Below are 13,502 nucleotides of genomic sequence, written 5' to 3'. Positions count from 1 at the left end.
CAACTGAGAGCCAAACCGAGGCCAATGGGCGCGCCGGTCAGTCGGCGCCTTCCTCGGGATCGATGGCCGAGGCTTCGGTGGCCAGGACCTCGATCTCCTGGTTCTGTCCGGCAACGACGGTGAAATCCTTCTGGTAGATGCGGTCGCGGTTCTTGGCGATGATGGTGTATTGGCCCTCGGCCAAGACCATCGAGGCGAAGGCGCCGACGGCCTCCTTGATCGGATCGCCGGATTCGTTGAGCAGCGACCAGGATGTATCAGCGATGGCCTCGCCGCCGGTCTCGCGCACCAGCTTCATGGTCTCCTCCGCCGCGCGATGCTCGACGGTGGCTTCGGTCAGCTTGCCGGCCTCGACGCGGATGTCGGAGCGAATGACGGCATTGACCGCGCCATAGGTGGAGACGACATGGTAGACACCGGCGTTGAGCCGGACGACGCTGTTCGGCTCGACATCGGGAATGATCAAAGCGCGGTCGCCATTGGCCTCGGCGGTGCCCTCATAAATGGAGAAGCGCAGTTTTTTCGGCGGAATACGCACGCCGCCCGACAGCACCGCGTCGAGCTTGAGGCCGCCGGCATCGAGCACCAGGCTTTCGCGCCTGGCGTCCTTGCCGACGGTGATGCGCTTGGTGGCGCCGGCGCGTCCGTATGAGGCGTGGACCAGATAGCTGCCGGGTTCGAGCTGGAACACGGCGCTGCCGCCATGCGCGGAAGCCACCATCGGCAGCTTGCCGTCGCCGGCGGCCTCGGGCTTGAAGACGCGCCAGACGATGCCGCGCGTGATGTCGGCGCCCTTGTCGGTCAACTGCGCCGACAGCGTTATGGCACCGCCGCCACCGAGTGCCAGCGGCGTCTCGCCCTTGGGCGGTGCATAGCTCGAAATATCGGGGAGTTTCAGATTGCCGATGCCGTCGGCATTCTGCGCCATGGCCATCGAGGCCGGCGCAAACAGCGCTACGGCGAGCCAAATCAGGAAAAGGCGCGATGTCCCCTCAAACATGCCTTGCGTTGAAGCCCAAGGCGGTGGCAATTTCAAGGCTTAAGAGTCCGACCGCCTTGGCAACAGGTTCTTTCGTCGGCGCGCCCGCGCCAATGCCCGAGCCGCCCCGATCCGCAATGGCGCGCTTCAGCTCAAAATCGAGTGCTTTAGGAGACCTGGCCCCCATGGCGTCGCCGATCATCGACTTCCTGCTGACCCGAAACTCCGCACCGATTCCTGAATTGAAGGAACCGGCGCCCAGCGATGGCGATATCGCGACCATGATCGCGGCTGCAAGCCGGGTGCCCGATCACGGCCGGCTGGAGCCGTGGCGCTTCATCCTTTATCGCGGCGAGGCGCGCGTCGAGATCGGCAGGAAGCTGGCGGCGCTCGCCGAACAGCGCGAAGGACCGCTGCCGGAAAACCGCCGCAACCAGGAACTGGCTCGGTTTTCGCGTGCGCCGCTGGTGATCGGCGTGGTCTCGAGCCCGAAGGACAATCCAAAAATCCCGCAATGGGAAATGTTCCTGTCCGGCGGCATGGCGGCGATGAACCTGATGATCGCAGCCAATGCGCTGGGCTACGGCACCAACATGATCAGCAACTGGTATTCCGACGTGGCGGAGGGCAGGGCGCTGCTGGGAGTGGCGCCACAGGAACGTGTTGTCGGCTTCGTCCATATCGGCTGCTATCAGGGACCGGCGCCGGAACGGCCGCGGCCCGATCCGGCAAAGCTCTATGCCGATTATGCGGGGCCGTGGAACGGCTGACACCCGAAAGCGATTCCCCTTTATTTAAACACAGGCTAAGACAGCGGCTTCGGCGATGCGTTGGGGGTTGGCGCATCGACCATGGGGATTTTTTTGGGGGTCGCCGGCGACATGAAGAAACGAGACTCGCTGCGAACCCGGCTGCGCTATGGGTTTGACAAGAGCATGGCGGCCGGGCCGATCGCGCTGATCGGCTGGCTCGCCGTCGCTTCGCTGCTGATCATCATCGCCGCCGCGGCTTTTCTTGCGGTGACCCGCATCGCGCCGGAGGGCGGCGAACCACTGAACTTCTTCGAAGCATTCTGGGAATCGCTGATGCGCACGCTCGATTCCGGCACGATGGGCGGCGACACCGGCTGGGCCTTCCGTCTCGTCATGCTGTTTGTCACGCTTGCCGGCATCTTCGTCGTGTCGGCCCTCATCGGCGTGCTCAGCGCCGGCGTCGACAGCAAGCTCGATGAATTGCGCAAGGGCCGTTCGCGGGTGCTGGAGAGCGACCACACCATCATCCTCAACTGGTCGCCGTCGATCTTCGACGTCATCTCCGAACTCGTCATTGCCAATGCCAGCCGCCGCCATCCGCGCATTGTCGTCATGGCCAATATGGACAAGGTGGCGATGGAGGACGAGATCGCCGCCAAAGTCGACAGACTGGGCAATACACGCATCATCTGCCGCAGCGGCGACCCAACTGACCTATATGATCTGGCCATCGTCAACCCGCAGACCTCGCGTTCGATCATCGTGCTGTCGCCGGACGGCGACGATCCGGATTCGCAGGTGATCAAGACGGTGCTGGCGCTGGCCAACGACCCGAACCGGCGCACGGCGCCCTATAACATCGCCGCCGAGATCCGCGACGGAAAGAACGCCGAGGTCGCCCGCGTCGTCGGCGGGGCGGAGGTGCAGCTTGTCCTGGCCGACCAGCTGATCTCGCGCATCGTCGTGCATTCGAGCCGGCAGTCGGGTCTCAGCGGCGTCTATTCGGAGCTGCTCGATTTCGACGGCTGCGAAATCTACACGACCGAGCAGCCTGACCTCACCGGCAAGACCTTCGGCGAGGCAGTGATGGCGTATGAGCATTGCACGCTGATCGGGCTCTGCGACCAGCAGGGGCGCGTCAACCTCAACCCGCCACCGGAGCTGGTAATCGGCAAGGACATGCGCGCCATCATCATTGCCGAGGACGATGCCGCCATCAAGCTGGGAAGCGCCGGAGCCAAGATCGATGCCGCGGCGATTCTTCGCCATCAGCCCATCGAGGCGAAGCCGGAGCGCACGCTGATCCTTGGCTGGAACCGGCGCGGTCCGATCATAACCTATGAACTGTCGCGCTATGTCGCGCCTGGTTCGATCCTGACCATCGCCGCCGATACGCCAGGCCTCGAACAGGAAGTTGCCGGGCTGCCGGTCGTCGGCGACAATCTGTCGGTTTCCTGCCGGATCACCGACACGTCGAGCAGCACAGCACTGGCAAGCCTGGACGTGCCTTCCTACGACCACGTGCTCGTCCTCGGCTACAGCGAGACCATGGCAGCGCAGCCCGCCGATACGCGCACGCTGGTGACGCTGCTGCATTTGCGCAAAATCGCAGACGATGCCGGCACGCATATCTCGATTGTCAGCGAAATGATCGACGTGCGCAACCGCGAGTTGGCGGCGGTGACCAAGGCCGATGACTTCGTCGTCAGCAACCGGCTGGTCAGCCTGATGCTGGCGCAGGCATCGGAGAACCAGAATCTCGCCGCGATCTTCGATGACCTGCTCGACGAGGAGGGCTCCGAAATCTACATGCGTCCGGTCGGCCACTATGTCGCCATCGATCAGCCGGTGACGTTCTGGACGATCGCGGAATCCGCGCGGCTGCGCGGCGAGATCGCCATCGGACATAGGCGCGTTCGCGCTGCGCAGAGTGATGAGCGGGCTCTGGGCGGCGTCACCGTCAACCCGTTGAAGTCGCAAGCGCTGGCCTACCTGCCTGAGGACCGGGTCATCGTGCTGGCGCGGGACTAAACCCCGACTGCCTTGGCGCGAGCCAGAAGCCGTTCGGCGAGCCTGAGATGCGGCCGGTCATACATCTTGCCGTCAATGCCGACCACGCCGGGATTTCCGGCCGCCTCGAAGGCCGCGACGATGGCCTGCGAGCGTTGCACTGCCTCCGCCGATGGCGTGAAGGCGGCGTTGATGACCGGCACTTGCGCCGGATGGATCGCCATCTTGCCGGTAAAGCCGTCACGCTCGGCCTCCGTGCATTCGGCTTCGAAGGCGGCCATGTCGCGAAAGGCGGGGAAAACCGTGTCGATCGCCGCGACTTCAGCTGCGCCGGCGGCAAGGATGGTCATGGTGCGGGCAAGGCGGAAGACATCGGTGTAGCGGCCGTTGTCGTCGCGCGCAGCCTGCGCGCCGATCGCCGCCGACAGATCTTCGGCACCCCAGGTGAGGCCGGCAAGCCTGGCGCTTGCCCCGGCATAGGTCGCGGCGGCCAGCAACCCAGCAGCGGTCTCGGTAATGATCGGCAGGATCTTGATCGCGCCATCCGGCAATCCGTTTTCGGCCTCATGTACGCGGAGCTTTACGGATAGCTGCTGGACATCCTGGCCGCTGTTCGACTTCGGCAGCATGATGCCGTCGGGTTTGACCGGAACCAGGGCGGCCAGATCATCGTCGGTCAACCCGGTCGATAGGTCGTTGACTCTGATATAGATGGCGGAGCTTGTCTGCTGCCGGTTGCCGGCGATAAAGCGTGCCGCGATGTCGCGTGCCGTCGCCTTGTTTTGTGGCGCCACCGAATCCTCGAGATCGACGATGACCACGTCGGCGCCGGCGCCAAAACCCTTCTCCAGTTTCTTTTTGGAATCCCCGGGCACAAACAGCAGCGAGCGCATCACGCCGCCTTTTTCATCATCATCGCCTGGCGCGTGCATTTGGCAACGAGCACATCGTTCTGATTGTAGGCGTGATGCTCGAACTCGACGATGCCGCGGTCCGGCTTCGATTTCGAGTCCCTGACTGAGAGCACCGTCGTTTCGACACGGATGGTGTCGCCGTGGAAGACCGGGTGCGGAAACACCGTCTCCTTCATGCCGAGATTGGCAATTGTGGTGCCGACGGTGATGTCATTGACGGAAATGCCAATCATCAGGCCGAGCGTGAACAGCGAATTGACCAGCGGTCTGCCCCATTCGCTCTTGGCGGCGAAGTCGAAGTCGATGTGCAGCGGCTGCGGGTTCAGCGTCATCACCGAGAACAGCATGTTATCGCTTTCGGTGACGGTCTTGCGCAGCGTGTGCCGAAAGACATGTCCGACGACGAACTCTTCGAGATAAAGCCCGGGCATCGTTTTTCTCCTCCGCTGCCTGACGGTTGATAGGCGCTGCCCATGCCGCCCGCAAGCCAGTTAATAAACATGGTGAACCGTTCGTAAACCATTTCTGCCTAGGGTCATTCCTGGGGCCGGAAGCTTTCCGGCAAGGGGCGTAGCAGGCAGTATGGTTGTCTCGCATTTTCTCAAATGGATCTACACCGCGAGAGTTTCGGAGCGCGCCGCGGCGGCGAGCGCGCTGGCCCGCGCCTACGTCAATTCCGACCTGCCTTTCGAAGACCGTTGCGCGGCCGAAGCGGCGCTGACGCTGCTGCTCGACGACGCCTCGTCGAAGGTGCGGCTGGCTATGGCCGAAGCGCTGTCGATGAGCCATCACGCGCCGCTGCAGATCATCAGCGCGCTTGCCTCCGATCAGCCGGAAGTGGCAGCCCTGGTGCTGGCGCGCTCCCCGCTGCTGACGGACGCCGACCTGATCGACCGCGTCGCGGCCGGGCACAAGGCGACGCAAAAACTGATCGCCGACCGGCCGGTCGTTTCGATGGCGGTTGCCGCGGCGATCGCCGAGATCGGCGAACCGGAAGCGTGTGCGGCGCTGCTCGCCAATGACGGCGCCGACATAGCCTCGCTCTCCTTCCGCCGCATCGCCGAGCGGCATGGCCATATCGCTCATTTGCGCGAGGCAATGGTCACGGATGTGCGGCTGCCGGCCGACTGCCGGCACATGCTACTGGTCAAGCTCGGCGAAACGCTGAAGGCTTCGCCGCTGGTGATGGCGCTGATGGGGGCGGCCAGAGCCGAGCGCGTCACGCGCGATGCTTGCGTCAAGGCTTCGGTGCGGCTGGTCGAAGGCACGCGCGCGGAGGAACATGCGGCACTTATCGAACATCTGCGCCTGCGCGGCGACCTGACCGCAAGTTTCATCATCCGTGCCATTGCCCACGGCAAGGTCGACTTTTTCGGCTCGGCCCTGGTTGCGCTCAGCCAGCAGTCGGAGCAGCGGGTGCGGGCCTTGCTCGCAGGCGGCCAGGACGTTGCGTTGCAGGCGCTGTTCCGCGGCGCCGGCCTTGCCGCTTCCACCCATGGCATCATCCTGCGCGCGCTCAAAATCTGGCGCGAAGTCGCCAACGGCAAGCGCCTCGCCGGCGTGCAGGAGGTCAGCTGGCTGATGCTGAAGGAGCTCGGCGGTCCGGCCACCGAGGGCGATCTCGCCGGCCTGGTCAAGTCGATCCACCTCGACGCGCTGCGGGAAAACGCGCGCGGGCATGCGCTGGCGATAGCCGCGGCCTGACGCCCTAGCCGCGATCCCTCGCAAAAAAATCCGGAAAGTCTTCGATCGCGGCGGCGATGATGCGCAGCGAGGCTGCGATTTGCAGCATATCCGCACTGCTGCTGCGCTCTGAGAGGCCTGCTGCATATTGCCGGGCCACAGTGATGGTTGCTGTCTGTGGATCGCCGGTTGCGCGAAAGAGCAGTTCACGCGCGAGGCCGCGCAGGAAATTGGCGATCGAGACCGCGGTGTCGGTAGGAGTGGACGGGCTCTGCTGCGCGGCGCGCAGGCGCAGGATTTCGAGGCCGACGGTAACGGCGGCGACCCCGCCGCCCAGGATCGCATCGCCTTTCCTGCCGGCATTCTGCAAGAGCGGCATCAGCTGGTTGATGCGGTCATAGGCCAGACTCTCGAAGGCCGAACGCCGCGGTACCCGCTCGTGCAGACACAGCCGCGCCAGATCCTCGCGCATGGCCCGCACGATGCGGTTGGCCGCGCGCCATGGATCCACCGGCAGCACCACGATGAAGACGCCGATCGCCAGCAGGATGCCGACCAGCACCGACGCCGAGCCGGCGAAAAACGGGCCTGGGGCATAGGTCATCGCCTGATGCGGGCTGAGGAAGGCGAGGAAATTGATGGCAAAGGCCGTCGCCACGCCGACGGTGCGCGGATTGGCCATGCCCAGCGCCGTCGGTACCAGGATCGGCACGACAAACAGCGTGAACCAGCCGAAGCCGGGCAAAGCAGGCAGCGCGACCTGGCCGACAAGGAAGGCAAAGGGCAAAGCCAGCAGCGTTCCCTTGAAGAAGCCCCAGGACACCCGCACCGGGTCAGGCCGCGAGGCGAAAAGACTGGAGACGACGGCAACGAGGATGACAGTGCCGGCCGCGTCGGACCATTTCGTCGTCAGCCAGAAGGCGGCGACCGCCAACGTGGCAAGGCCGGCGCGTATGGCATTGCGCGAAGCCCCGGGATAATCGCGGTGCACCACCAGCGCAGGCGGCTGCCTGTTGCTCCGGCTGGGGCCCGTCACCGGTGCGCGCAGGGCGTCGAGGCCGCGCAGCACCTGCTTGAAGGCTTCGGCGAAATCGGCGGCGATGGTGAGGCGGGTTATGGTGCCGACCCTGTCGTCGCCCTGATCGGTCGAGGCGTCGGGCATTTGCCGGGCCTTGCCGGCAATCGCGTCGAGCCGCGTCACCCAGGGCGACGTGTCGTCCAGCGCCTCGGGCGTCGCTGCCAGCTCGCTGACCAACGACTGCAGTTCGGAGCGTACCGGAATGAGCGCTGCGTTTTTCGGCGCGGCATGCGAATGCAGCGCGCGCGCCGCCGACAGCGCCGAGAGAAGCTGACCGATGGTTAGGCGGACCGGATGGGCGCGGGTGGCGAAGCTCGGTGCTTCGAGCCGGGCATAGGCGCGCATCTCGGCCAGCATCTGGGCGTCGGTGATCAGCTTGCGGTGCAGGCCGGCCAGCGTCGCCGGGTCGCCACCGGAAAAAGCGCCGCCTGCATAGGTTGCAAGGTCGAGGATGCTGCGCTTCAGCCTGGAGATGATGGCGTCAGCGGCCAGCTTGGGCAGGATCAGCCGGCTGGTCAGGCCGGCGCAGACGATGCCGAGCACGATCTCGGCGCAGCGCGCGACAGCGAGATCGACGACCACGTGCGGCTGGCCGAAAGCCGGCAGCCCAATGATCATCGCGGTATAGCCGGCAAGTGCGGCGCCATAGGCTTCCGGATTGCGCAGCAGCGACGAAACCAGCGTGCACAGCCCAATCCAGACGGACAGCGCCGTGACCAGCAGCCAGGGATTGGTGCCGAAAACCGAGGTGATGCCGATCGCCGCAAGTCCACCGGCCAGCGTGCCGAGCAGCCGGTAAAAACCTTTCGCCAGCACCATGCCGGCGACCGGCTGGGCGACGATGAAGACCGTCATCATCGCCCATTGCGGGTGGTCGAGTTTCAACGCGTAAGCAGCGAGAAGCGCGATCAGACCGGCCGAAACCGTGCGCAGGGCGAAAATCCAATCCGAGCGCGTCGGCTGCGTCAGGCCCGCCAAACTGGTTTCGAAGTAGCTCTTCAGCCGCGCCCGGATCACAAGCTGGTCTCCGTATCGGAAGTGCAGGCTAGAGCAATTCCAGGAAAAGTTTGAAACGGTTTTCCGCCCGGAACTGCGTCAAAACGAAGAGTCGGCCGGCGCTCAGATATCCAGCACTTCCGTCGCGGCGAATTCGGCGCGTTCCTGGATGAAGCGGAAGCGGGCTTCCGGCTTGGTGCCCATCAGCGCGTCGACAGCATCCTTGGTCGCCGCCACGGCGTCGATCACATCGACCCGGAGCAGCGTGCGCTTCCTCGGGTCCATGGTGGTTTCCTTGAGCTGCGCGGCCATCATTTCCCCCAAGCCCTTGAAACGGCCGATCTCGACCTTGGCGCGGCCGGTGAATTCGGTGCGCAACAGCTCGTCCTTGTGCGCATCGTCCCTGGCATAGGCAACCTTGCCGCCTTGCCGGATCGAATAGAGCGGCGGCACCGCCAGATAGAGATGGCCGCCATTCACCAGGTTCGGCATTTCCTGGTAGAAGAAGGTGATCAGCAGCGAGGCTATGTGAGCGCCGTCGACGTCGGCGTCGGTCATGATGATCACGCGGTCGTAGCGCAAATCCTCGTCGCGGTATTTCGAGCGCGTGCCGCAACCGAGCGCCTGAATCAGGTCCGAAATCTGCTGGTTGGCGGCGAGCTTGTCGTTGCCGGCGCTGGCGACGTTGAGGATTTTTCCGCGCAGCGGCAGCACCGCCTGGCTGGCGCGGTCGCGCGCCTGCTTGGCCGAGCCGCCGGCCGAGTCGCCTTCGACGATGAACAGTTCGGCGCCCGCGGCGGCATTCTGCGTGCAGTCGGCGAGCTTGCCGGGAAGGCGCAGCTTGCGCACCGCGCTCTTGCGCGACACTTCCTTTTCCTGGCGCCGGCGCACCCGCTCGTCGGCGCGCGCAATCACCCATTCCAGCAGCTTGGAGGCTTCCTGCGGATTGTCGGCCAGCCAGTGGTCGAAGGGATCGCGGATGGCGGTCTCGACAATGCGAATGGCTTCGATCGTTGCCAGCCTGTCCTTGGTCTGGCCGACGAATTCCGGCTCGCGAATAAACACCGACAGCATGCCTGCCGCCGAGATCATCACGTCTTCGGAGGTGACGATCGAGGCGCGCTTGTTGCCGACCAGGTCGGCATAGGCCCGAAGCCCGCGCGTCAGCACATTGCGAAAGCCGGCCTCATGCGTGCCGCCTTCGCCGGTCGGGATTGTGTTGCAGTAGGAGTTGACGAAGCCGTCACCGCCGAACCAGGTCACCGCCCATTCCAGCGAACCGTGGCCGCCCTGCTTCTCGCTCTTGCCGGCGAAGATTTCGCGGGTCACCTGGAAATCATCGCCGAGCGATGCCTTGAGATAGTCCTTCAAGCCGCCGGGGAAATGGAACTCCGCCTTGGCCGGCGTCTGGTCCTTTTCCTTGATCAGCGATGGGTCGCAGCTCCAGCGGATCTCGACGCCGCCGAACAGATAGGCTTTCGAGCGGGTCATGCGATAGAGCCGCGCCGGCTCGAAGGCGGCGCCCTTGCCGAAAATCTGCTCGTCGGGATGGAAGCGGATTTTGGTGCCGCGCCGGTTGTGCACTTCGCCGAGCTGCTCCAGCCCGCTCACCGGAACGCCGCGCGAGAACCTTTGGCGGTAAAGCTGGCGACCGCGCGCGACCTCGACTTCGAGATGGTCCGACAGCGCATTGACGACCGAGACGCCGACACCGTGCAGACCGCCGGAGGTCTCATAGACCTTGCTATCGAACTTGCCGCCCGAATGCAGCGTCGTCATGATGACTTCGAGCGCCGGTTTCTTGAATTTCGGATGCGGATCGACCGGAATGCCGCGGCCATTGTCGGTGACGGTCAGAAACCCGTCGGCCGACAGCTCGACATCGATGAAGGTGGCATGGCCGGCGACCGCCTCGTCCATCGAATTATCGATGACCTCGGCAAACAGATGGTGCATCGCCTTGTCGTCGGTGCCGCCAATATACATGCCGGGACGGCGCCGCACCGGCTCCAGCCCCTCCAGCACCTCGATGTCGGCGGCGCTATAGCCCTCGCTGCCGTCCTTGGTCGCGGCAGGACGCTTCGTGGCCTGCACCAGCGGGTCGGCCGGGCGCGAAGGTGTCCGAGCCGGTTGGGGCTGCTTTTCCAGATTGCCGAAAAGATCGTTGTTGTCGTCCATGCCTACCATAGAATCCGTGCCGCGAATCACCCGTCGATACTGCCACGCTTTTCGGCGCCAAGCGACGGAAGTTCCTGTTACGTTCGGGGATTAAACCCTTCTTATCCTAAAACCTTTCGATAACCAAGCCGGCGGAAATAGGTCCAGCGAGAGCGGCCGCGATTCCTGAATCTTTAACAAAGCGGCCTAGCGTCGCCTCAACAAAACAAAAGACCACGAATGTCAGGGGTTGGTTGTGAGGGGCAAGGCCATAACGATGATTGGCATCGCTGCCGTCTTCGGCGCGATTTCAATCTTTGCCGCGGATTTCTGGGTGAAAAGCCAGGCCAAGGCCGATGCCGAAGAGAAAACGGCGTCGATCCCGGCGCCCGCCGTCCCCAAGGTCGTCTTCAAGACCATAGTGGTGGCCAACGCGCCGCTGCGTTACGGCATGGAGCTTGACCGGGCGCAGCTCAGCGAAATCCCATGGTCCGAGGATTCGGTGCCGCAGGGCGCGTTCACCACAGTCAATGCATTGCTCGCCGAAGGCAGCCGCGTGGTATTGTCGCCGATCGAGGTCAACGAGCCGGTGCTGATCAGCAAATTGTCGGGGCCGAACGGCCGCGCGACGCTATCAAACATGATGACGCCCGGCATGCGGGCGGTGACAATCCGCACCGACGAGATCGCCGGTGTCGGCGGCTTCGTCATGCCGGGCGACCGGGTCGACGTGGTGCTGACACGCGATGCGGGCGAAATCCAGGAAGTGGCCAAGAACGCACAGGGCGCTGCCGGATCGACCGTTACCTCCGAGATTGTCGTCTCCGACGCCAAGGTGCTGACCGTGGGGCAGGGCGCCGACGAGCGCCAGACCGCACCGCAGATCGCCAATTCCGTCACCATCGAGGTGACGACCGAAGGCGCGCAGAAAGTGGCGCTTGCCCGCACCGTCGGCACCTTGTCGCTGTCGCTCCGCTCGGCCGCAGACGGAGGGGCCGCCAAGGACGGCGTCACCACCATCTCGTCCTTCGGCGGATCGGTCGCCTCCGGCGTCCAGGCCGCTGCCGGCGCGCTGTTCACTGCCGCGACCAAGGAGCCTGAGAAGCCGAAATTCAAGACGATCATCGTGACGCGCGGCACGCAGGTCGAAGAATACCAGGTTCCTGCGCGGGACCAGCAATAACTGCCGGTGGGGACCGGGCGAGGGACGGGACAGATGTCGGGACTTCATGCATTTCGAACTACGAAAGGGCTGCGCCCAATGCGGGCGCTTGCGGTGGGGGCTTGCCTGGCCGCGGCCGCAATGCTCGGCCTCAGTGCGCCAGCCAAGGCCGACAACGATATCGTCCATGTCTCGTCCACAACGAATGCGTCGATCAAGGTAGCCAAGGGCAAGCCGAAGACGGTCATGACCAATGCCGCCTTCTACCAGATCGTCATCGGCGATCCGGAGATCGCCAACGTCAATCCGCTGACCGACAAATCCTTCTATGTGCTGGGCAACAATCTCGGCACCACCGGCATCGCGCTGTTCGACGAGAACAAGCAGTTGGTCGGCACCGTCGACATCGAGGTGACGCTGGACACCGACCAGCTGGCCAGCACCATTCGCGCCAGCGTGCCGGACGCCAAGATCAAGGTCGGCTCGGCCAATGGCCGCGTCGTGCTGTCGGGCGAGGCCGATGACGCGGTCGCCGCCGAGAAGGCAAGCAAGATCGCCAGCCGCTTCTCCGGCAATGAAGAAGTGATCAATTCGGTCAACATCTCGTCCTCGCAGCAGGTTCAGCTCAACGTCCGCTTCGTCGAGATCAATCGCCAGGCCGGACAGGATCTCGGCGCCAAATACAGCGCCAATTTCGCTTACGGCATTGGCGGGCGCGACGTCACCCTCGATCCTGGCACGGTGCCGGGAGCCGGCAATGGCGAGATCATCGGCCGGCTGCTGTCCAACGGCCTGTCGATCGACGTCGCCATCAAGGCGCTGGAGGAACGTGGTCTCGCCAGGCGGCTGGCCGAGCCGAACCTGATCGCCCGCTCGGGCCAGACGGCAAGCTTCCTCGCCGGCGGCGAGTTCCCGATCCCGGTCTCCGAGGACAATGGCAAGATTTCCGTCAGCTACAAGAAATACGGCGTCAGCCTCGACTTCACGCCGACGGTTCTCAAGGACGGGCTGGTGAGCCTCGACATCGCGCCGGAAGTGTCCTCGATCGACGCTTCGGCCTCCTACAATATCGGCAATATCTCGGTCCCGGGCTTTATCGTGCGCCGCGCCAAAACATCCGTCGACCTGAAGAATGGCCAGAGCTTCATGATCGCCGGCCTGCTGCAGTCACAGAACGACATTACCACATCGCGTCTACCCGGCCTCGGCAAGCTGCCGGTGCTCGGCTCGCTGTTCTCCTCCAAATCCTATCAGCGGCGCGAGACCGATCTGGTGATCATCGTCACCCCCTATCTGGTCAAGCCGGTCGATCCGTCGAAGAAGCTGCTCGAGCCGACCGACGGCACGCAGCCGGCCAGCAATGTCGACTATTTCCTCAACAACACCGAGGAAGTGAAATCGTCCGAAGCCAATCGTGCAGTGGCAATGGCCAGCGGCAGTACGCCACAGCCGGCCGCGGTCACCACCGTCGGGCATTTCCTCGACCTGCCGAAGGATTGAAGCCATGCGCGTGGAATCATGCATCGCCCTGCTGATCGCCGGCCTCGCCGGCGGCTGCACCAGCGACGACTATGTCCGCTCCGAGGGACCGACGATTGCCGCCGGCAACGCACAGGCCGCCAATACGGCCATGCAGATGGTCGATCCCTGGAAATACGGCGTCCAGAACACCAGGCTGCTGGTGCCGGCGCAGCGCAGTGAGGCGGCAGTCAACGCCGCCGACCAGGCTGCTGCTGCCAAGGCCGTGCAACCGACAGCGACAACCGATTGA

General features: G+C 64.2%; 12 protein-coding genes. 6 read left to right on the top strand and 6 right to left on the bottom strand.

Features of this window, described 5'->3' with window-relative positions:
• Positions 1-37: 37 nt before the first annotated feature.
• The gene (locus tag ACYG97_RS10795; protein WP_023695450.1) at positions 38-1,000 is read right to left on the bottom strand and encodes a hypothetical protein; all 963 of its coding nucleotides are present in this window, start codon (positions 998-1,000) and stop codon (positions 38-40) included.
• On the bottom strand, positions 993-1,181 hold the full coding sequence (locus tag ACYG97_RS10790; RefSeq protein ID WP_155923774.1) for a hypothetical protein: 189 nt from the start codon (positions 1,179-1,181) through the stop codon (positions 993-995). The genes ACYG97_RS10795 and ACYG97_RS10790 overlap by 8 nt, the downstream gene beginning before the upstream one ends.
• Between ACYG97_RS10790 and ACYG97_RS10785 the strand changes: the two genes are divergently transcribed.
• On the top strand, positions 1,165-1,749 hold the full coding sequence (locus ACYG97_RS10785; protein ID WP_023723386.1) for a nitroreductase family protein: 585 nt from the start codon (positions 1,165-1,167) through the stop codon (positions 1,747-1,749). The genes ACYG97_RS10790 and ACYG97_RS10785 overlap by 17 nt on opposite strands.
• Before the next feature lie 111 nt (positions 1,750-1,860).
• Complete coding sequence (locus ACYG97_RS10780; RefSeq protein ID WP_023734473.1) at positions 1,861-3,762, top strand: CASTOR/POLLUX-related putative ion channel; 1,902 nt, start codon at positions 1,861-1,863, stop codon at positions 3,760-3,762.
• Here the strand turns inward: ACYG97_RS10780 and ACYG97_RS10775 are convergent.
• Both ACYG97_RS10775 and ACYG97_RS10770 read right to left on the bottom strand, forming a co-directional pair.
• The gene (locus ACYG97_RS10775; protein WP_023734472.1) at positions 3,759-4,634 is read right to left on the bottom strand and encodes an HpcH/HpaI aldolase/citrate lyase family protein; all 876 of its coding nucleotides are present in this window, start codon (positions 4,632-4,634) and stop codon (positions 3,759-3,761) included. The genes ACYG97_RS10780 and ACYG97_RS10775 overlap by 4 nt on opposite strands.
• A complete protein-coding gene (locus tag ACYG97_RS10770; protein WP_460221626.1) occupies positions 4,634-5,146 on the bottom strand; it encodes a MaoC family dehydratase in 513 nt (170 codons plus the stop codon). Before ACYG97_RS10770 ends, ACYG97_RS10775 begins: the two co-directional genes overlap by 1 nt.
• Positions 5,147-5,237: 91 nt before the next feature.
• Here ACYG97_RS10770 and ACYG97_RS10765 point away from each other — a divergent pair, with 91 nt between their 5' ends.
• A complete protein-coding gene (locus tag ACYG97_RS10765) occupies positions 5,238-6,359 on the top strand; it encodes a DUF2336 domain-containing protein (protein WP_023701210.1) in 1,122 nt (373 codons plus the stop codon).
• Between the two features lie 4 nt (positions 6,360-6,363).
• Here the strand turns inward: ACYG97_RS10765 and ACYG97_RS10760 are convergent, their stop codons facing one another.
• Together ACYG97_RS10760 and parE are read right to left on the bottom strand one after the other, a co-directional pair.
• On the bottom strand, positions 6,364-8,433 hold the full coding sequence (locus ACYG97_RS10760; protein ID WP_023734471.1) for an FUSC family protein: 2,070 nt from the start codon (positions 8,431-8,433) through the stop codon (positions 6,364-6,366).
• 102 nt (positions 8,434-8,535) lie between these two features.
• On the bottom strand, positions 8,536-10,590 hold the full coding sequence (parE, locus tag ACYG97_RS10755; protein ID WP_023691142.1) for a DNA topoisomerase IV subunit B: 2,055 nt from the start codon (positions 10,588-10,590) through the stop codon (positions 8,536-8,538).
• A 256-nt stretch (positions 10,591-10,846) separates the two neighbouring features.
• Here parE and cpaB point away from each other — a divergent pair, with 256 nt between their 5' ends.
• The 3 genes from cpaB (at position 10,847) to ACYG97_RS10740 (ending at position 13,502) form a co-directional block, all read left to right on the top strand.
• Entirely contained in the window at positions 10,847-11,752 is a 906-nt protein-coding gene (gene cpaB, locus ACYG97_RS10750) for a Flp pilus assembly protein CpaB (RefSeq protein WP_023701208.1), read from the top strand.
• A 78-nt stretch (positions 11,753-11,830) separates the two neighbouring features.
• The gene (locus ACYG97_RS10745; protein ID WP_031262407.1) at positions 11,831-13,231 is read left to right on the top strand and encodes a type II and III secretion system protein family protein; all 1,401 of its coding nucleotides are present in this window, start codon (positions 11,831-11,833) and stop codon (positions 13,229-13,231) included.
• Positions 13,232-13,235: 4 nt separating this feature from the next.
• On the top strand, positions 13,236-13,502 hold the full coding sequence (locus ACYG97_RS10740; RefSeq protein WP_023667602.1) for a hypothetical protein: 267 nt from the start codon (positions 13,236-13,238) through the stop codon (positions 13,500-13,502).

This window comes from Mesorhizobium sp. W067, assembly GCF_054719525.1.
This window is presented reverse-complemented; position numbering and strand designations above follow the sequence as displayed.